The following is an 18,871-nucleotide window of genomic DNA, read 5'->3' as shown; positions in this document are numbered from 1 at the left end:
ATGGTGTTGATAGTGACGCAGACTGTCCCGTCATTTCCCGCTGCCGGCAATCTCGTCGGTGTCGCGGGTCAGGTAATAGGCGGCAAGGATGGGCAGGAAGGTGACCAGCACCACCACGACGGCCACCACATTGGTCACCGGGCGCTGGCGCGGGCGGATCAGTTCCTGCAGCATCCAGATCGGCAGGGTGGCTTGCTGGCCGCCGGTAAAGGTCGTCACGATCACCTCATCGAAGGAGAGCGCAAAGGCCAGCATGCCGCCGGCCAGAAGCGCCGTTGCGATATTGGGCAGGATGATGTGGCGGAAGGTCTGGAACCCGTCGGCGCCCAGATCCATCGAGGCCTCGATCAGCGAGCCGGATGTGCGCCGGAACCGGGCGACTGCATTGTTGTAGACGACCACGACGCAAAAGGTGCCGTGGCCGAGAATGATCGTCCAGAGCGAATAGGGAATATCGGCCAGCGAAAAGGCCGACCGCAGCGCAATGCCGGTGATGATGCCGGGAAGCGCAATCGGCAGGATGACCAGGAGCGAAATCGCCTCGCGGCCAAAGAAACGGGTCTGCGAGACGGCCGCTGCGGCAAGCGTGCCGAGGAGAAGTGCAATCGCGGTCGCAACGCTTGCGACCTTCACCGAAAGGGAAAGCGCCTGCCACACGTCGGGCCGGTTCCAGGCCACCGAAAACCAGTTGAGCGTCAGGCCCGGCGGCGGCCACTGGAAGCTTTTTTCTTCCGTGGTGAAGGCATAGACGAAGATGAGCAGGATCGGCAGATGCAGGAAGGCGATGCCGGCGCCGGCGGCAATCTTCAGCGGCCAGCTTGCCGTGGCTTCTGTATCAGAGCGCATCGAAAGCTCCCATGCGTTTGGCTATCGCCAGATAGATGCCCATGATGACGATGGGCACCACGGAAAAGGCCGCCGCCAGCGGCACATTGCCGGCCGTTCCCTGCTGCGCATAGACGGCCTGGCCGATGAACAGGCGCGACGATCCGATGATCTGCGGAATGATGTAATCGCCAAGCGTCAGCGAGAAGGTGAAGATCGATCCGGCCACCAGTCCCGGCAGCGCAAGCGGCAGAAGGACGGTGAAAAACGTCTGGCGCGGCGTGGCACCGAGGTCGCCAGAGGCTTCCACCAGCGTCTTCGGCACCCGCTCGAGTGCCGCCTGCGTCGGCAGGATCATGTAGGGCAGCCAGATATAGACGAAGACGATGAAGGTGCCGATGTAGCTGACCGAGAGCGAATTGCCGCCGATCACCGGCAGTGCCAGCACGCTGTCCAGAAGAGAGGAGAGGTGTAGCCTGGCAAAGATCCAGGTGAGGATGCCTTCCTTGGCCAGAATCAGCTTCCAGGCATAGACCTTGACCAGATAGCTCGACCAGAGCGGCATCATCACGCCGAGATAGAAGAAGGCTTTCCAGCGGCCCTTCGCATAACGCGCCGCGTAATAGGCGATCGGGAAGGCGATGAAGGCCGAGGCCACCGTGACCGCGACCGCCATCACGAGCGTGCGCAGGATGATGTCGAGATTGGCCGGGTTCAGCAGCTGCCGATAGGTGTCCAGCGTCAGCTCATAGGTCACCAGACCGGAAAAATCGTCGATGGCAAAGAAGCTCTGCGCCAGAAGCGCCAGAAGCGATCCGACATAGATGATGCCGAGCCAGAGAAGCGGCGGGGTCAGCATCAGGATGAGCAGAAGCTGCGGCCGCCGCCAGAAGAGATCCGAAAGGCGGCGCGAGAGGCCCGCGCGCCGCGCGCTGATGACGCCTTGAGAAAACGCTTCGGTCATGCCGCATCGTCCATGTAATGCACATCGCCGGGCGCCCAGGTGAGCCCGACTTCCGTGCCTTGTTCCGGCACCGGCTGGCCGGCCGGCAGCATCACGCTGAGGCTGACATCACCTGCCGTGACGCCAAGGCGGGTCGCGGCGCCGAGAAAGGCGGCCGAGCGCACATGGGCACGGACGCCCCCCTCGCGCACCAGAGATATGGCTTCCGGGCGCAGGCTTGCACAGCGCGCCTCGCCGCCGAAGTGCCGCATGACGTCCGGATCGATGACATTGGAGGAGCCGACGAAATCCGCCACGAAACGCGTCTTCGGACGATTGTAGATCTCCTGCGGCGTGCCGGCCTGGACGATCCGGCCCTTGTTGAACACCGCCACGCGGTCGGCCATGGACAGCGCTTCCCCCTGGTCATGCGTGACGAAGATGAAGGTAATGCCCAGGCTGCGCTGCAGGCTTTTCAGCTCCTCCTGCATGCTTTCGCGCAGCTTGAGGTCCAGCGCGCCGAGCGGTTCATCGAGGAGGAGAACGCGCGGACGGTTGACGAGCGCGCGGGCAAGGGCGACGCGCTGGCGCTGGCCGCCGGAGAGCTGGCCGGGCTTTCTCGCCCCGTAATCCGGCAGTTTCACCAGTTCCAGCGCCTCCTCAGCCTGCCGGTGACGCTCGGCCTTGCCGATGCCCTTGACCATCAGGCCATAGGCGACATTGTCGAGAATGCTGAAGTGCGGAAACAGCGCATAGTCCTGGAAGACGGTGTTGACGTTGCGGCGATAGGGCGGCACGCCCTCGGCGGTCTCGTCAAAAATCTCGATATGGCCGCTATCGGGCTGCTCGAAACCGGCAATCAGGCGCAGACAGGTGGTCTTGCCGGAACCGGACGGGCCGAGCATGGCGAAGAACTCGCCCGGCTCGACGACAAGATCCACCCGATCGACGGCCTGGACCTTGCCGAAATGGCGCGAGACGCCGGAAAAGGAAACGGCTGCGGTCATGGAAGCTCCAGTTCTGTTTGCGGATCCTTTGCCCGACCTCCGCCGCCGTCCGCCCCCCGACGAAGAGACGGCGTTGCGCGCCGGCCTCTCCAGCGGCGCTCAGCGTCGACATCGGGCGCGGAGGCGTCAGGGCAGGGTGCCTCCTCCCGTTGACGGGAAGAGGCTGGCGGGCATTGCACCCGCGGGCAATGCCTCAGCGGCCGCCGATCACGCCGATATAATCGGACACCCAGCGGTGATAGGGCACGCACTCGCCCTGGCTTTCGCATTTGCTGATCGGCGTCTTCCAGAAGCTGATTTTGGCAAAATTGTCGTAGCCATTGGTCGCGCAGCCTTCGTCGGTCAGCAGCGCATTGCCCTTGCAGGCGGCGGGAACGGAGGGATTGGCGCCGAACCAGGCCGACACATCGCCCTGCACCTTGGCCGACAGCGAGTGTTCCATCCATTTATAGGCGCAGTTGGGGTGCGCGGCGTCGGCATGCAGCATGGTCGTATCGGCCCAGCCGGTGGTTCCCTCCTCCGGGAAGGTGGAAGCGATCTTTGCCTTTTCCGCCTGCAGGAGGTTCACCTGGAACGGCCAGGACCCGGAGGCGACGACGCCTTCATTCTTGAAATCGTCGGTCTGGATCATGGCATCGTGCCAGTAGCGGCCGACCAGCTTGCGCTGGCCGCGCAGGAGTTCGAGGGCCGCCTTGTACTGGTCTTCGTTGAGCTCGTAGGGATCCTTGATGCCGAGGTCCGGCTTGTGCGCCTTCAGATACAGCGCGGCATCGGCCACATAGATCGGGCCGTCATAGGCCTGAACGCGGCCCTTGTTGGACTTGCCGTCCGGCAGGGTCATTTCCTCGAAGACGACCTTCCAGCTTTTCGGCGCTTCGCCCTTGAAGGCATCGGTATTGTACATGAGGACATTGGGACCCCAGACATAGGGGACGCCGTAATGAACGCCCTTCACCGTATGCCACGGCGCATTCTGCAGACGCTCGTCCAGCGTCTTCCAGCTGGGGATGAGGGCGGTGTTGATCGGCTGTACGCGCTTGCCAGCGATGAGGCGCAATGAAGCGTCGCCCGAGGCGGTGACGAGGTCGAAGCCGCCTTCGTTCATCAGCGACACCATTTCATCCGAGGTGGCTGCGGTCTTCACGGACACCTTGCAGCCCGTCTCTGTTTCGAATTTCGTCACCCAGTCATAGTTCTTGTCGGTATCGCCGCGCTCGATATAGCCGGCCCAGGCGACGATGGAGAGCGCGCCTTCGCCGGCGCCGACGGCCTTCAGCGGCTCTTGCGCAATCGATGCGGTGGTAAAGCTCAGGAATACGGAAAGGGTCGTGCACGTCTTCAGGAAGGATGTCATGGAAGGCTCCCGTTCGATGTCGATTTTTCGACTTTTGTTCCCGAACGAAACCTGCGACGAAATGCGAGCCTTCGCAAATTCATTTGGCAGAACGTCGATATCGGATTTTCCGATACCTGAAGCCTAACGCCCGCGTCCGCTGCGCATGGCCTCGGCAATGCCGATGAAATCGCGCGCCGACTGGGGCAGGCTCGACCCCTTGCGCCAGACCATGCCCACCTGCACCACCGGCAGCGAGCCGGAGACATCGCGGCTTTCGATGCGGTCGCCTTCCAGCGACCAGGGGCGATAGACCAGATCCGGCAGAAGCGCGATGCCGGCGCCGGTCGCCACCAGGCTGCGCACCGCTTCCACCGAGCGGGTGCGAAACGCCACATGAGGGCGCGCGCCGAGCGCCGAGAGAAGTTTGCCGGTATTTTCCTCGATTTCATCCACCGTCAGCATGATCAGCGGCTCGCGCGCCACGTCGGTCGGCGTAATGATGTCGGCCGAGACCAGCGGATGGCCCATGGGAAGCCACAGTCGGTACGGCGAAGTCTCCAGGATTTCCGCCTGCAGCGCCATGCGGTCACGCAGGTTGGAGATCACCATCACCGCCACATCCAGTTCCCCGCCGACCAGCAGATGTTCCAGATAGGAGCCGTTGTCCTCGACCGCCGAAACCTCGACACCGGGGCAGGCGCGCCGATACCGCGCCAGAAGGTCGGAGAGGACATAGCCGGCCACGAGGGAGGTGACGCCGATGTTCAGCGTTCCGCCCTCGATCTGCGTTGCGCCGGAAAAGGCGTTGCGGGCATCCGAGACGCTGGCATGGATTTTCGTGGCATGACGCAGGAACTGATGGCCGTTATGCGTCATCGTCAGCCCGCGCGGATGGCGCTCGAACAGTTCCACCCCAAGATCGGCCTCCAGCTCCTTGATCGCTTCGGTAACGGAGGATTGCGAGATGGAGAGGTTCTGCGCCGCACGGGTGATCGAGCCCTGTTCGGCGACGGCGATGAAGAACTGCAGCTGGCGGAATGTGAAAGCCATTCCCCCTTAAAACACTGCCCGGTAGACCTCAACAAGGCCGCAGAACAGGCTCTGCGGCAAATTTTTTGAAGGGAAAGCAGCATGCCTCCCGCCCCGGACCTAGTTCGGGCTCCCCTCACGCGAAATAGGCAGAGGGGAGGACCAGGCAAAGCACCGCTGCGTTCAGATGGCGCTTGCCGTCTTGCGGGCGATGTAAAGCGCGCGCAACTTCAGCGTCAGCGGACCGGGCTTACCATCGCCGACCGGCTGGCCGTCGATCGACACCACCGGCAGCACAAAATTGGTGGCCGAGGTGATGAAGGCTTCGGCCGCATCCTTAGCTTCATCGGGCGTAAAGGCGCGCTCTTCAAAAGCGATGCCCGCCTCTTCGGCGATGTCGAGAACGCTTGCACGGGTAATGCCGTGCAGGATCGCATGCGACAGCGGCCGGGTGATCAGCCTGCCGTCCTTGCTGATGATATGCGCGGTTGCCGAGCTTGCCTCGGTCACGAAACCGTCTTCCACCAGCCAGGCGTCGTCGGCGCCCCTGGAGGCCGCTTCCATCTTGGCCATGGACGGATAAAGCAGCTGCACGGTCTTGATGTCGCGGCGCGCCCAGCGCTGATCCGGCAGCAGGGCCACCGAAATGCCGGTCGCGACCTTCGGATTGTCGAGTACCGGCTTTGCCTGGGTAAAGAGCGTCAGCGTCGGCGTGGGATCCTTGGGGTAGGCGAAATCGCGGTCGGCCGTGCCGCGCGAGATCTGCAGGTAGATCAGGCCTTCGTTGAGAGCGTTGCGGCGAACGATCTCGCGATGGACCTCGAGCAGATCGTCCGGCGACAGCGGGCAGGTGATGCCGAGTTCCGTCATGGAGCGCTGCAGGCGGGCCGCATGGCCTTCATATTCGAGCAGCTTGCCGCCGACGACGCCGGTGACCTCATAGATCGCATCGGCAAAGAGAAAGCCGCGATCGAAGATCGAGACCTTGGCATCCGCTTCCGGCAACCACGCGCCGTTGAGATAGACAATACGAGACAAGGGAGGAGCCTTTCAGGGTGCGGGTTTGGTAAAGGGGGCAATGGTGATGCCGGCGTCGGTGAGCTTGTCGCGCAGCGCCCGTGCGGTCACTGGCGCGCCCGGCGTGTCGCCGTGAATGCAGACGGTCGCCGCTTCGACGGCGAGATGGCCGCCGTTCAGCGTCGGGATCCGGTTCTCGCAGACCATGGAGAGGACCTGATCGACGCTTTGCGAAAGATCGTGGATCACCGAGCCCTCCATCTGGCGCGGCGCCAGCATGCCGTTTTCGAGGTATCGGCGGTCCGCATAGACTTCGCAGGCAACGGCAAGGCCGGCGGCTTCCGCCGCGCGCATCGTCTGCGAATAGGGGAGGGTGATGAAGACGAGGCGCGGATCGACCGCCTTGATGGCGTTCACGCAGACACGCGCCAGCGTTTCGTCTTCGGCGGCAATATTGCCGAGCGAACCATGGGTCTTCACATGGGTGATCGGCCAGCCGAGTGCCGCCGCCATGCCCTGGATCGCGGCGATCTGGTAGATGATCTGCGCCTCGACATCCTCCGGCCGCTCACCATAGATGCGGCGCCGGCCAAAGCCGTAAAGATCCATGAAAGAGGGGTGGGCGCCGATCGCCACGCCCTTTTCCCGCGCCGAAAGAATGGTATCGCGCATGACGCTCGGATCGCCGGCATGAAAGCCGCAGGCGATGTTTGCCGTGGTGATGATGTCCATCATCGCCGCATCGTCGCCGATCGTGTAGGCGCCAAAACTTTCACCCATGTCGCAGTTGAGGTCGATCTGAGGCATGCGGCCCATCCTTATCCTGTCGTCGGCAATCGCGTCGCCAAGGGCGATATCGCCAACCTTAATCGCGCGGCAGTCTTGACATACAGTCGGTGTACTGAAATGACAAGGACGTTGTTTGCTCTGCGAATTTGCGCAGACTGAACAGATGAGAAGACAAGACACAAGGTGTAACGCCGCTCGCTTTGATTGCAGACAGGCCAAGGGTGCCGGCGGAATTGGAACGAAGAATGACCGTGCCCGATCACGCGCACCTGACCTATCCGCGCATCGCCGCAAGCGGCGACCGTGCGGTTGTCGTCGAACTGTCCGACCAGATCTGCGACGAAACGAACAGGCGTGTCGTGGCGCTTGCAGCGGCCCTGGACGCCGATCCGATCGACGGTATCGTCGAGACCGTGCCGACCTACCGGTCTCTGCTGGTGTGCTACGATCCTCTGATCGTGCGAGGGCGCGATCTCTCTATCCGTCTCCTCGAGCGGCTGTCGACGATCCGTATCGACGCGGCCGGCTCCCGCCGGCTTGTCGTGCCGGTGCTGTATGGCGGCGATGCCGGCATGGATCTGTCGGAACTGGCCGAGATGAAGGACATGAGTGTTGCAGACCTCGTCGCGCTGCACGGATCGGCGGATTACCGTGTCCACATGATCGGCTTTGCGCCGGGCTTTGCCTATCTCGGCGGCCTGCCGGAAAAATTGCATACGCCGCGGCTTCCGGCACCGCGCCAGAGGATCGAGGCGAGCGTCATCGGCATCGGCGGCAAGCAGGCCAGCATCAATTCCGTGCCGGGGCCGAGCGGCTGGCGCTTTATCGGCCGCACGCCGATCCGCGTTTTCGATCCCGCCCGCAAGGACCCCTTTCTCTTGAGAGCAGGCGACCATGTCCGCTTTCGCGCCATCGAGGCGGACGAAGCCGCAGCACTCGATGCGGCCGTCGCGGACGGTGCGCCACCGATCGAATGGGAGGAGGCATGACACGCCTGATCGTCAAACAGGCCGGCCCGATGATGTCGGTGCAGGATCGCGGCCGAAGCGGCCTCCTGCAGATGGGGGTTTCGGGCTGCGGACCGATGGATGTCACCGCCATGCGGATCGCCAATCGCCTCGTCGGCAATGACGAGGGCGATGCGCTGATCGAGTTTGCCCATGTCGGCGGCCAGTTCGAGGTAAGCGAGCCCGTGCTCCTTGCCGTCACCGGCGGCGCCGTGTCCGTCACCATCGACGGGACACCCGTCGCCACCTGGGAGAGCTACCGGCTGGATCCCGGCCAGACGCTGCGGATCGGCGCGCTTACCAATGCCGTCTGGGGCTATCTGGCATTGTCCGGCGGCATCCGCACCGAACCGGTGCTTGGCGCGCGTTCGACGCATCTGCGCTCGGCAATCGGCGGGCTCGAAGGCCGGCGCCTTTCGGCCGGCGACGTGCTGCCGCTTGGCGCAACGGATGAGACGGCGCTTTCAGCCCCGCGCAAAATCCTGCGCAAGCCGCTGTCCCGCTCGGCGGGGCCGATCCGGGTGATCGAGGGGCCGCAGGCCGGGCATTTCGATGAGGCCGCCTGGCAGCAGTTCCTGCGCGGGCCCTTCACCGTCTCCGCCAGCCGCGACCGCATGGCGCAGATGCTCGACGGCCCCAAAATTACGGCTGTCGCCGGCCATGACGTCGTCTCCGACGGAACGGTGATGGGATCGATCCAGGTGCCCGCCTCCGGGCGCCCGATCGTCCTGATGGCCGAGCGCCAGACGAGCGGCGGCTATGCGAAGATCGCAACCGTCGCCTCCGTCGATCTGCCGCGGCTCGCACAGGCGCTGACCGGTTGCCAGATCCGCTTCAAGCTTGTCAGCCGGGACCATGCGGAAGATCTGTGGATCGCTCACACCCGCGCGCTCGACGAGGTTCTCACGAGCCTCGATCATGAGGCCGGTGCCACGATCAGTGAAGGAGGCATGCCTTGAACAAGCCGCTCGCCAAGCAGGCCTATGGCAAGATTATCGAAATGATCCTTGCCGGGGCGCTGAAACCCGGCGACCTCCTGCAGGAAGCCAAGCTCGGCGACGAGCTTGCCATGTCGCGCACGCCGGTGCGCGAGGCGATCAAGCGCATTGAGGCGGAAGGGCTTGCCGTTCAGGAAGGCCGCTTCCTCAAGGTGAGGACGCTGACCATCCCCGAAGTCGAGGAAATCTTCTTCCTGCGCCAGCAGCTGGAAAGCCATTGCGCGCGCCATGCGACCGGCATCTCCTCCCACATCCTGGATGATCTGGAACGTCGCGTCCTGATCCTGCAGAAGGAGGGGCCGGGCGACGAGGATGAACAGCGCAGTCTCGATGACGACCTGCATCATGCGCTGGCGCGGGCGGCGGGCAACCAGATGATGGTGCGCGCCATCGGAGATCTGCGCCGGCGCACCTGCATGTTCGACCACACCCAGGTTCCGGCCCGCTTTACGGTGAGCTGCCAGGAACATTTGGACATCCTTGCCGCCCTTCGCGCCGGCGAAGGCGAAGAGGCAGGCCTGCTGATGGCGGCACATATCGCGCATGCCCGCGACGCGATTCTCGCCCGCCTTGCCGCGCCTTTACAGAGACCATCCCGATGAAATGCCTGATCGTCCAGCCCATTCATAAAGCCGGCATCGCCCTTCTAGAACAGGCCGGCATCGACGCCGTCCTGTGCCCCGACAGCAGCCTTGAAACGGTGAAGCGGTTGATCGGCGACTGTCAGGCGGTCATCACTCGCGATGCGGGCCTTGGCGGTGAAGCGATTGCTGCGGCCGGTCCGTTGAAGGTGATCGTCTCGCATGGCGCCGGTCACGATTCCATCGACAAGGTGGCGGCGGGCCGACGCGGCATTCTCGTCTGCAACACGCCCGGCGCCAATGCGCGCTCGGTGAGTGAACTGGCGCTCGGGCTTGCGCTCTCCGTTGCCCGGTTGATCCCGGCCGCCGATCGGGCGGTGCGCTCCGGCACGCCGGGCTTTCGCGAGACGGCCAATTTCCGCGAGCTGTTCGGCAAGACGGCGCTCGTCGTCGGCTGGGGCGCGATTGCGAGAGATCTGGCGCGGATGCTCGATATTGCCTTCGGCATGCGCATTCTCGTTCATTCGCCCCGCAGCCGCGGTGAACTGCCCTATGAGCGTGTGACGACGCTTCACGAGGGGCTTGCGGCCGCCGATCTCGTTTCCATCCACACGCCGCTTCGCGAGGAAACCCGCAACCTGTTCGACGCGGCCGCGTTTGGCGCGGTCAAACGCGGCGCGATCCTCGTCAATACGGCCCGCGCCGGCCTCATCGAAGAGGCAGCCCTTGCCGCCGCCATCGCCAGTGGAACCATTTTCGGCGCCGGCCTCGACGTCTATTCGCCGGGTGCTGCGCAAGGCCCGCTCGGGGAAAGCGGCCGCGTGATCTTCACGCCGCATCTCGGCGGCACGACCGGGGAAGCGCTGGAGCGCGTGGCGGTCGCCGCCGCCTCCCATGTGCTGACGGCGCTGTCCGGCCGCCGGCCAGAAACGACTATAGAATTGCAAGCGATGGAAGGGGTGAGCGCATGAGCACCGTCATCAGGGATACGATCGACAGACTGCTCCAGCGCATCAACGCCATCAGCGATGTCGGCCCGGGCTTCACCCGCCCGTCCTACAGCCCGCTGGAAAGCCAGGCGCATGCGGTGATTGCCGAAGAAGCCCACGCGCTTGGCCTTGCCGTGACGCGCGATGCCGGCCTCAACCTCTTTGCCCGCCTGCCGGGCCGCGACCGCGACGCACCAGCCATCCATATGGGCTCCCATCTCGATACGGTTGCCATGGGCGGCGCCTATGACGGCCAGGCCGGTGTGGCGGGCGCCATGGCGCTCGCCGCAGCCTTCGTCGAAAGCGGCGAGCCGCCGCCTGTCGACCTTGTCGTGACAGTGACGCGCGCCGAAGAAAGCGTCTGGTTTCCGGTCTCCTATGCAGGCGCGCGCGCAGCCCTTGGCCGGCTGACGGCGGCAGAACTGCAGGCAAAGCGTTCCGACACCGGCCGCACGCTCTATGACCATATCCTCGAAGAGGGCGGCCGGCCGGACGATATCCTGTCCGGGCCCGCCCTTGCGCCCGCCCGCTTCATCGAGCTGCATATCGAACAGGGCAATGTGCTCGACAATGCCAAGGAACCCTTCGGCATCGTCACGGGCGTGCGCGGCGGGTTGCGGTACCGCGAGGCGCGGATCGATGGCACCTGGGCCCATTCCGGCGGGCCGGCACGCTCGGAGCGGTCCGATGCGGTCTTTGCGCTCGCCGACCTCATCGTCGGCATGGACAAAGAGTGGCAGGACGCGCTCGACCGCGGGCAGGATCTTGCCGTCACCTTCGGCCGTGTCGATGCGGCCTCGTCGGAACATGCCTTCGCCAAGGTGCCGGGCCGAGTGGATTTCTGCGTTGATCTGAGAAGCGACACCGTCGGCGTTCTCGACGAACTGGATGGCCTGTTCAAGGCGCAGATTGTAGGCATCGAGGCAGCGCGCGGCGTGCGTTTCGATCTCGGCCCGCAATCGCGCAGCCAGCCGACGAAACTGTCGGTCGCGCTCGGCGACCAGATCGCGGCCGGCGCGGCAAGGCTCGGCTACAGCCCGCGCCGGATGCTGTCGGGCGGCGGCCATGATGCGGCAGCCTTTGCCCAGGCCGGCTGGGACAGCGTCATGGTGTTCCTGCGCAACTGGAACGGCAGTCACAATCCCGACGAGGGCATGGATCCGGCCGATCTTGCCGCAGCCGTCGAGGTGCTTCACGCAGCGATCCGCGATGGCGGCAAAGGAGGCGGTCATTGAGCGACAGGGAAACCCTTGCACAGCAGGTCTATCGCGACCTCAAGCAGCGCATCCTCGAAGGACAGCTGTCTTCGGACGAAGTGCTGACGGAACGTACACTTGCCCTGGAATCGGGCATTTCGCGCACGCCGCTGCGCGCGGCCATCTCGCGGCTTGAGAAGGAAAACGTCATCTCGCGCCTGCCCAACGGCGCGCTGATGGTGCGCCCCGTCACCATCGAGCAATTGCTGGAGATCGTGCAGGTGCGCCGGCTTCTCGAGGGTGCTGCTGCCGAAAAGGCGGCAAGCCTGCCGTTTACCGAGGAACTTGCACGATCGCGGGCGCGGATGCGCGAATTCGTGAGCGGCGACAATATCGAATTCGACCTCTTCTGGATCGACGACGACGCCTTTCACAATGCGCTTGCCCATGCCGCCGACATGCCGCTTCTCGCCACCATGCTGACCGAGATGCGCAGTATCGCGCGCCGCTGCACCATCACCCGCACCCACGATCGCTTCGACCAGCAGGCGCTGGAACATATCGCCATCATCGATGCCATCGAGGCGCGGGACGGCGCGGCCGCCCGCGCGGCTGTCGAGGTGCATTTCGACAGCGTCAGGACCCGCTTTCTCGGCTGGCTGACGCGCAATTGAGATTTTGATCGCATGACACTCCACCCGACATTCGACATCGAAACCGCAGAGCGCGGCATCGAGGCGGCGTTTCCGGCCGAAGAGTTTGCCGAAAGGCAGGCGCGCGCCCGCGCCGCCATCGCGGAAAGCGGTCACGAGGCGCTCATCGTCATCGGCCCGGAAACCATCTACTGGCTGACGGGCCGCCAGACGGCCGGCTATTTCGCCTTTCAGGCGCTCGTCCTACCGGCGGTCGGCGAGCCGGTGCTGCTGGTGCGCCAGCTCGAACTGTTCGGCACGCTTGCCAATACGTTCCTCCCCGATATCGTGACCTACCAGGATGCCGACAATCCGGCCGAAGCGCTGGTTTCGCTGCTAGAGCGGCGCGGCATCGCACATCCGGCCATCGAGCTTTCCGGCTGGTTCCTGTCGCCCAAACTTGCCGGCGAGATTGCCGAGCGGCTGGGCGTTGCGGCCCTTGCCGACGGCTCGCAGATCCTGCCGCCACTGCGGATGATCAAGTCGCCGGCCGAACTTGAGGCGATCCGCCACGCGGCGCGCTATGCGCAGGCGGGCATGATCGCCGGCATCGAAGCCTGTGCGCTTGGCGCCGATGAAAATGCCATCGCCGCCGACATGCTGCAGGCGGCGACCCGCGCCGGCTCGGAAGTGATGGCCATGGAGCCGCTCGTGTCGTCGGGACCGCGCAGCGGCCTGCCGCACATGACCTGGCGCCGCCGGGTCCTGCAGGCGGGCGATCCGATCTTCCTTGAACTTGCCGGCAGTCATGCGCGCTATCATGCGGCGCTCATGCGCACCGTCTGGATGGGCTCAGCCCCCGACGAGGCGCAGCGCATGATGGATTGTTCGCTCCGGGCACTGGATGCGGCGATTGCCAAGATCAGGCCGGGGGCGACCTGCGCCCACATTCACGATACGGCGCAGGCGGTGATCGACGCTGCCGGCTATACGGCCGCCTTTCGCAAGCGCATCGGCTATTCGATGGGCGTTGCCTTTGCGCCCGACTGGGGCGAGGGGGCAATCCTCAGCCTGTTTTCCAACGTCACCCGCATCATCGAACCGGGCATGGTCTTCCACCTGCCGGCCACCTTGCGCAGCTACGGGCACTGGACCGTCGGCGCCTCCGAAACGGTCATCGTGACCGAAACCGGCGCCGAACCGCTCTCCACCCTGCCGCGCCACCTCACCATTCGCTGATTTTCCATCCACCCCGACAAACGGAGCATGCCATGCGTTCCCTCTTTCACCTTGCCTACCATGTGACGGATCTCGATGCGTCACGCCGCTTCTACGGCGACATCCTCGGCTGCGAGGAAGGCCGCTCGACCGACACCTGGGTCGATTTCGATTTCTTCGGCCACCAGATCTCGCTGCATCTGGGCAAGCCCTTCGAGGTTACCCGCACCGGCAAGGTTGGCGACCATATGGTGATGATGCCGCATCTCGGCGTCATCCTGCCGCTCGACGACTGGTTTTCGCTGGCCGAGCGTCTCGAAAAGGGCGGCATCGCCTTCGACATCCCGCCGGTCGTACGCTTTGAAGGCGAGCCGGGCGAACAGCGCACCATGTTCTTCTTCGATCCGAGCGGCAACCCAATCGAGGTCAAGGGTTTTAAGGATTTCGACGGCGTGTTTGCCCGCTGAGGCGGCAAAGCGCCCAGCAAGACGTCATCCTCGGCGCTCCTTCCCCCTCTCCCCGCCTGCGGGGAGAGGGCTGGGGTGAGGGGCTCTAAATCATTGATAACGAAAGTGCATTTTCCCCTCATCCCGCTGCCGCGACCTTCTCCCCGTCAACACGGGGCGAAGGGGCACCGGGGAAACGCGCAGCCCATCTGGACGCTCAGAGGATTTTTCAGCTTTCAGAACATTGAGGGCGAGGTGGTGATGAGCTCGTTGCCCTTGTCGCCGATGATGATGATGTCCTCGTAGAAGGCCGCTCCGACGCCGTCGAGCGACAGGAAGGCCTCGACGCCGAAGACCATGTTTTCCTCAACCACGTCGTCGGCCAGGGACATGGTGGTGGAAATGCGCGGCAGCTCGAAACCGAGGCCGACCCCGTGGCCGTAAAACGGGAAATTCTTCATGATCGGCGAAATCGACCCGCCAAAGGCTGCAGTCATCCGGTCGCCTTCGGCGGCAACGTCGAGCAGCCTTGCGCCGGGGCGCAGCATGTCCGACAGGCGGTGCACGATGCCGCTTGCCGCCTCGATCAACCGCTTCTGCTCGCCATTGGCCGGCCCCCTGACACCGGTGCGGCCGGGATCGAGGTAATAGCCCTGGTAGAGCGGACCATGCAGCGTGCCGGTCACCATGTCGCCCATGGCCGGCACGTCCTCGCTATAGCCGGCCAGCGGAAACCGCTGGTCGAAGCCCAGCGTGTCGCCGTGATTGGTGCCGATCATCTGGATGCGTCCGCCGCGGGCGACAACGACGCGGGCCGCTTCGCCGGCCGCCTCGCGCTCCGACAAGCCGCCGACCAAGCCCTCCATCAGCGCATTGATGCCGAGCGTCGCGGTCTCGCCGGCATAGCGATAACAGTCCAGCTCGCGCGTGCTCTTGATGCGGCGCACGCTGCGCACGAGGTCGTCGGCCGGTATCCATTCGATCCCCGGCGCGATGGCTTCCAGCTGCCGGTAATACTTGACCGGGATGAAATTCGTGCCGACCAGCGCCACGCGGCCCGTGACACCGCGTGCGACAAGCGCTTTTGCCACGCTTTCGAAGGGATGGTTGCTCGTCACCACATCCTCGATGGCAACGAGGTCATGGCGGACTTCCGGCTCGTCGATATGCAGCTGCGGCGCGCGGCCCGGCTGCAGGATGACGCCGGCGAAGGAGCGGGCGGTCCAGATCAGCGAATCCATTCCGCCGCTGATCGCATAGTGATTGGAGAGATAGAGAACGTCGCCGCAATTGTCCGTGGTGCCGCCACCGCGACCGAACACCACGGCCGTCTCGAAGCCGCGCCGTTCGATCTCCTCCTGGACCCGGGCCCAGCGCGTTTCATACTCTTCAAGGGGAAAATAGGGTTGCATGCGTCACTCCGAATGCGGCCTGATGGCGGGCTTCAGCCCGGCCAGGATGCTGGCCAAGGCGTTGCCTCGTGGATCGCGCCCGCGCCCCTGCAGCTTGGCTTATTGAAGGGGTGGACGCACTTCGTATTTCGGTACACCGGCTGTATCCTTCCGTCAATCGCGATTGGCACCGCCCCAACGCAGTTTCTGTCACGGAAAGCGCGCGACGGCCTTTTCGCTTAAAATTTAGGCTTCCGGTGTTTAATCCCTGCGCTCTTCGTCCATTATTTGACCGTTAATTTGTTGAAAATGCTACTTGAACTCCAGTGGTATACTGAATAGGCTTGGTGTACCGAAATTGATGACGGAGCTTTTGACGTGCAGACGCCGACCATTCGGCGCCCGGCACCAGGAAGACGATGGATATGGATCTCGATACAAAGACTGTCGCTGCAAGCCATGGGCGGGCCTTTCCGATGAAGGCGGGGCAATATGCCCGGATCGTCAACACGCATGGCAACCAGGTGGTCGACACCTGGGCGGTGGCCGAAAACGATGTCACCGAGACCTCGGCGATGGATCATACGCGCTCGGTGAACAGCAATATCTTCGTGACGCAAGGCATGCGCATCATGTCCTCGCGCCGCCGGCCAATGCTCACGATGGTGGCAGACAGCGCCGGCGCGCGGCACGATACGCTTCTGTGCCCCTGCAGCCGCGAACTCTACGAGCAGCTCGGCTGCACGGAGCCGCACCGCAGCTGCACCGACAATTTCCATGAGGCGCTGGCGGAGCTCGATCTTGCCGTGCCGTTCACGCCCGCCTCCCTCAATCTCTTCATGAACGTACCGGTCGAGGCTGATGGCACCGTGGACCGCCTGCCGCCGGCAACGACGGCAGGCGACATGGTCGTCCTGCGCGCCGAGATGGACCTTACGCTGGTTCTGTCGGCCTGCCCGCAGGACCTCACCCCGATCAATGGCGCCGCCCGCACCCCGAAGGATGTCGCGGTCGTCATCACAGACGCCTATGATGAGGAACATGCCCGATGAGCGCACCGCTTCTGAGCTTGCGGGAGATCCGCAAGAGTTTCGGCGACAACGAGGTGCTGAAGGGCGTTTCGCTCGACGTGACGGCCGGCGAGGTGGTCTCGATCATCGGCGCCAGCGGCTCGGGCAAGAGCACCTTCCTGCGCTCGATCAATGCGCTCGAAATGCCGCAGTCGGGTTTCATGGATTTCGAGGACATGTCCTTCGACTTCCGCCCGGAATCGCGCTTCTTCCCCAGCCAGGCGCAGTTGCAGGCGCTGCGGGCGCGCGTCGGCATGGTGTTCCAGAGCTATAATCTCTGGCCGCACATGACAGTGCTCGAAAACGTCGTGCACGCGCCGGTCAAGCTCCTCAAAATCCCGCGCGCCCAGGCCATCGAGGAGGCGGAGGCGCTTCTGGCGCGCATCGGCCTGTTCGAAAAGCGCCACAGCTATCCGGGCAGGCTTTCCGGCGGCCAGCAGCAGCGCGTCGCCATCATCCGCGCGCTCGCCATGAAGCCGCGGCTCATGCTGTTTGATGAAGTCACCTCGGCGCTCGACCCGGAGCTGGTGCATGAGGTGCTGGTTCTGATGGCCTCGCTTGCCGCCGATGGGATGACCATGCTGCTGGTCACGCACGAGATTGCCTTTGCCCGCGACGTCTCGTCCCGCGTCGTCTTCTTCGACAAGGGTGTGATGGCTGAAACCGGCTCGCCGGATATTCTGCGGCACCCCGAAAGCGATCGCTTGCGCCAGTTTCTCCACCGCATTCTTCACGACGAACTTCCCCGCTCGGGCGAAAGCGACAGCAAAGGTTTGACGCAATGAACGGGTTTCTCGAGGATCTGCAAACCTACGGACCCGGCTTCTGGGACGCGGCCCTGACCGTCTTCGGGCTGACGATCCTGACGATCGTCGTCAGCTGGATCTGCGGCCTTTTGGCCGCGCTCGGGCAAAGGTCGAAATGGCGGGCCGTGCGGGCCACGTCCGCCTTCTACATCTGGTTCATCCGCGGTACGCCCCTGCTGATCCAGGTGTTCATCATCTATTTCGGCCTGCCGCAGATCGGCATCCGGCTCTCGCCCTTCACCGCCGGCGTTCTGGCGCTTGGCATCAACAGCGGCGCCTATATCGCCGAAATCATCCGAAGCGGTCTGTCGGCCATTCCGAAGGGCCAGGCAGAATCCGCGCTCGCCCTCGGCTTCAGCCCGGGAGAAACCATGCGCAGCATCATCCTGCCCCAGGTGGTGCGGATCATTCTGCCCTCGCTCACCAACGAGGCGATCTCGACGCTGAAGAACACCTCGCTTCTCTCCGCCATCACCGTGGTCGAGCTGACGCTCTATGCGCAGACGCTGATCGCCATGACGTTCCGGCCCTTCGACTTCTACATCGCGGTTGCGCTGATCTATCTCGCGCTGACGACCGTGCTTACCCAATTGGCCTCCTGGCTGGAGCGCCACTACAAGATGCAATCCTGACAGGAAACCACTCAAGGACTGCACCTCCACCCGTCCATTCCGGCCTTAACGGGCAGGCAATACACTCTCATAACAAAGGGAACTGACAATGAAACGCAGCAGTTTTTTGGGTCTGGCTTTCGCGGCATTTGCCACGCTGGTCACACATGTTCCGGCATCGGCCGCCGAGCTGGAATTGCTTCATCCGGGAAAGCTCATGGTGGCAACGGAGGGCACGTTCCCGCCGTTCAACATGCGCGCCCCCAATGGCGAGCTTGACGGGCTGGAAATCCGGCTGATGACCGAGATCTGCAAGCGCCTCGGCCTGAAATACGAGCCGGTGCTCATCAAGTGGGATTCGCTTCTGATCGGTCTTCAGGCCGACCAGTACGACATGACGAGCGATTCCATGGACATCACGGCAGAGCGCCAGAAGAAGGTGACCTTCGCCGATGGCTGGCTGGAATCGGGCGGCGTCATCCTGGTGCCGAAGGGCTCGACCATCAAGTCCGTCGATGACGTGAAGGGCAAGCGCGCCGGTGCGCTGGTCTCGTCCACCTTCGCCAAGATCGGTGAAGACAAGGGCGCCGTCGTGAAGGGCTACAAGGCCGAATCCGACGCGCTGCAGGACATGGCGAACGGCAATCTCGACCTCGTCATCACGGATGCCATTGCCGCCGGCTATGCCATCAAGCAGTCGAAACTGCCCTTCGAAATGCTGCCGGAGTATGTGAGCCACGTTCAAAAGGGTTTTGCCATCAAGAAGGGCAAGCCGGAACTGGTCAAGGCCATCAACAAGACGCTCGCCGAAATCGTCGCAGACGGCACCTACGCCAAGATCACCACGGACCTCGTCGGCTTCAACCCGGCGCCGAAGGATCCAATCCGAAGCGTGGAATAAGAGCCGGTTACGGTTCACGTCGACCCGTCAAAAAACAAGCCGCCGAACTTTTGGGTCCGGCGGCTCTTTTTTGGGTCCA

20 protein-coding genes are annotated in these 18,871 nt (G+C 63.8%); 12 read left to right on the top strand and 8 right to left on the bottom strand.

Translation table 11 applies throughout. The features are described from left to right. Nucleotides 1–30 precede the first annotated feature (30 nt). The 7 genes from ACEXP3_RS15410 to ACEXP3_RS15380 form a co-directional block, all read right to left on the bottom strand. Nucleotides 31–846: an ABC transporter permease gene (locus ACEXP3_RS15410; protein WP_377298070.1), complete on the bottom strand. Its 816-nt coding sequence runs from the start codon at nucleotides 844–846 to the stop codon at nucleotides 31–33. Further along, nucleotides 836–1,789, bottom strand: a complete 954-nt coding sequence (locus tag ACEXP3_RS15405) for an ABC transporter permease (protein ID WP_377298069.1) — start codon at nucleotides 1,787–1,789, stop codon at nucleotides 836–838. The genes ACEXP3_RS15410 and ACEXP3_RS15405 overlap by 11 nt, the downstream gene beginning before the upstream one ends. After that, the gene (locus ACEXP3_RS15400) at nucleotides 1,786–2,775 is read right to left on the bottom strand and encodes an ABC transporter ATP-binding protein (RefSeq protein ID WP_377298068.1); all 990 of its coding nucleotides are present in this window, start codon (nucleotides 2,773–2,775) and stop codon (nucleotides 1,786–1,788) included. Before ACEXP3_RS15400 ends, ACEXP3_RS15405 begins: the two co-directional genes overlap by 4 nt. A gap of 193 nt (nucleotides 2,776–2,968) precedes the next feature. Next, nucleotides 2,969–4,129, bottom strand: a complete 1,161-nt coding sequence (locus ACEXP3_RS15395; RefSeq protein ID WP_377298067.1) for an ABC transporter substrate-binding protein — start codon at nucleotides 4,127–4,129, stop codon at nucleotides 2,969–2,971. 123 nt (nucleotides 4,130–4,252) lie between these two features. Next, complete coding sequence (locus tag ACEXP3_RS15390) at nucleotides 4,253–5,161, bottom strand: LysR family transcriptional regulator (RefSeq protein ID WP_377298066.1); 909 nt, start codon at nucleotides 5,159–5,161, stop codon at nucleotides 4,253–4,255. A gap of 162 nt (nucleotides 5,162–5,323) precedes the next feature. Continuing rightward, entirely contained in the window at nucleotides 5,324–6,178 is an 855-nt protein-coding gene (locus tag ACEXP3_RS15385) for a D-amino-acid transaminase (protein WP_377298065.1), read from the bottom strand. Between the two features lie 12 nt (nucleotides 6,179–6,190). Next, the gene (locus ACEXP3_RS15380; protein WP_377298064.1) at nucleotides 6,191–6,964 is read right to left on the bottom strand and encodes a LamB/YcsF family protein; all 774 of its coding nucleotides are present in this window, start codon (nucleotides 6,962–6,964) and stop codon (nucleotides 6,191–6,193) included. Between the two features lie 227 nt (nucleotides 6,965–7,191). Between ACEXP3_RS15380 and pxpB the strand changes: the two genes are divergently transcribed. The 8 genes from pxpB to ACEXP3_RS15340 are packed head-to-tail and all read left to right on the top strand — an operon-like array spanning nucleotide 7,192 to nucleotide 14,034. Next, complete coding sequence (pxpB, locus tag ACEXP3_RS15375; protein WP_377298063.1) at nucleotides 7,192–7,935, top strand: 5-oxoprolinase subunit PxpB; 744 nt, start codon at nucleotides 7,192–7,194, stop codon at nucleotides 7,933–7,935. After that, nucleotides 7,932–8,912: a 5-oxoprolinase subunit C family protein gene (locus ACEXP3_RS15370; protein ID WP_377298062.1), complete on the top strand. Its 981-nt coding sequence runs from the start codon at nucleotides 7,932–7,934 to the stop codon at nucleotides 8,910–8,912. Before pxpB ends, ACEXP3_RS15370 begins: the two co-directional genes overlap by 4 nt. Further along, the gene (locus tag ACEXP3_RS15365) at nucleotides 8,909–9,553 is read left to right on the top strand and encodes a GntR family transcriptional regulator (RefSeq protein ID WP_377298061.1); all 645 of its coding nucleotides are present in this window, start codon (nucleotides 8,909–8,911) and stop codon (nucleotides 9,551–9,553) included. Before ACEXP3_RS15370 ends, ACEXP3_RS15365 begins: the two co-directional genes overlap by 4 nt. Continuing rightward, nucleotides 9,550–10,503: an NAD(P)-dependent oxidoreductase gene (locus ACEXP3_RS15360; RefSeq protein WP_377298060.1), complete on the top strand. Its 954-nt coding sequence runs from the start codon at nucleotides 9,550–9,552 to the stop codon at nucleotides 10,501–10,503. Before ACEXP3_RS15365 ends, ACEXP3_RS15360 begins: the two co-directional genes overlap by 4 nt. Then, on the top strand, nucleotides 10,500–11,756 hold the full coding sequence (locus ACEXP3_RS15355; protein ID WP_377298059.1) for a hydantoinase/carbamoylase family amidase: 1,257 nt from the start codon (nucleotides 10,500–10,502) through the stop codon (nucleotides 11,754–11,756). Before ACEXP3_RS15360 ends, ACEXP3_RS15355 begins: the two co-directional genes overlap by 4 nt. Next, nucleotides 11,753–12,391: a GntR family transcriptional regulator gene (locus ACEXP3_RS15350; protein ID WP_210106211.1), complete on the top strand. Its 639-nt coding sequence runs from the start codon at nucleotides 11,753–11,755 to the stop codon at nucleotides 12,389–12,391. Before ACEXP3_RS15355 ends, ACEXP3_RS15350 begins: the two co-directional genes overlap by 4 nt. A 12-nt stretch (nucleotides 12,392–12,403) precedes the next feature. Next, nucleotides 12,404–13,588 (top strand): M24 family metallopeptidase, encoded by a 1,185-nt coding sequence (locus tag ACEXP3_RS15345; protein WP_377298058.1) that lies wholly within the window; start codon nucleotides 12,404–12,406, stop codon nucleotides 13,586–13,588. A 32-nt stretch (nucleotides 13,589–13,620) separates the two neighbouring features. Further along, nucleotides 13,621–14,034, top strand: a complete 414-nt coding sequence (locus ACEXP3_RS15340; protein ID WP_210106213.1) for a VOC family protein — start codon at nucleotides 13,621–13,623, stop codon at nucleotides 14,032–14,034. A 215-nt stretch (nucleotides 14,035–14,249) separates the two neighbouring features. Here ACEXP3_RS15340 and ACEXP3_RS15335 read toward each other — a convergent pair whose 3' ends face one another. Next, nucleotides 14,250–15,425 (bottom strand): M24 family metallopeptidase, encoded by a 1,176-nt coding sequence (locus ACEXP3_RS15335; protein ID WP_377298057.1) that lies wholly within the window; start codon nucleotides 15,423–15,425, stop codon nucleotides 14,250–14,252. Nucleotides 15,426–15,829: 404 nt separating this feature from the next. Between ACEXP3_RS15335 and ACEXP3_RS15330 the strand changes: the two genes are divergently transcribed. From ACEXP3_RS15330 to ACEXP3_RS15315, 4 genes are all read left to right on the top strand, one after another. After that, entirely contained in the window at nucleotides 15,830–16,456 is a 627-nt protein-coding gene (locus tag ACEXP3_RS15330; protein ID WP_377298056.1) for a DUF1989 domain-containing protein, read from the top strand. Beyond that, nucleotides 16,453–17,259 carry an amino acid ABC transporter ATP-binding protein gene (locus ACEXP3_RS15325; RefSeq protein WP_377298055.1) on the top strand — a complete coding sequence of 269 codons (807 nt, stop codon included), beginning with the start codon at nucleotides 16,453–16,455 and terminating at the stop codon, nucleotides 17,257–17,259. The genes ACEXP3_RS15330 and ACEXP3_RS15325 overlap by 4 nt, the downstream gene beginning before the upstream one ends. After that, nucleotides 17,256–17,912 carry an amino acid ABC transporter permease gene (locus ACEXP3_RS15320; protein WP_210106217.1) on the top strand — a complete coding sequence of 219 codons (657 nt, stop codon included), beginning with the start codon at nucleotides 17,256–17,258 and terminating at the stop codon, nucleotides 17,910–17,912. The genes ACEXP3_RS15325 and ACEXP3_RS15320 overlap by 4 nt, the downstream gene beginning before the upstream one ends. Nucleotides 17,913–18,000: 88 nt before the next feature. Further along, on the top strand, nucleotides 18,001–18,792 hold the full coding sequence (locus ACEXP3_RS15315; RefSeq protein ID WP_210106218.1) for a transporter substrate-binding domain-containing protein: 792 nt from the start codon (nucleotides 18,001–18,003) through the stop codon (nucleotides 18,790–18,792). Nucleotides 18,793–18,871: the final 79 nt, after the last annotated feature.

It is taken from the genome of Neorhizobium fuzhouense (genome assembly GCF_042611105.1).
Classification (GTDB): Bacteria; Pseudomonadota; Alphaproteobacteria; order Rhizobiales; family Rhizobiaceae; genus Neorhizobium; species Neorhizobium galegae_A.
The sequence above is the reverse complement of the archived record's forward strand: the minus strand, read 5'-3'. Positions and strand labels throughout refer to the sequence as shown.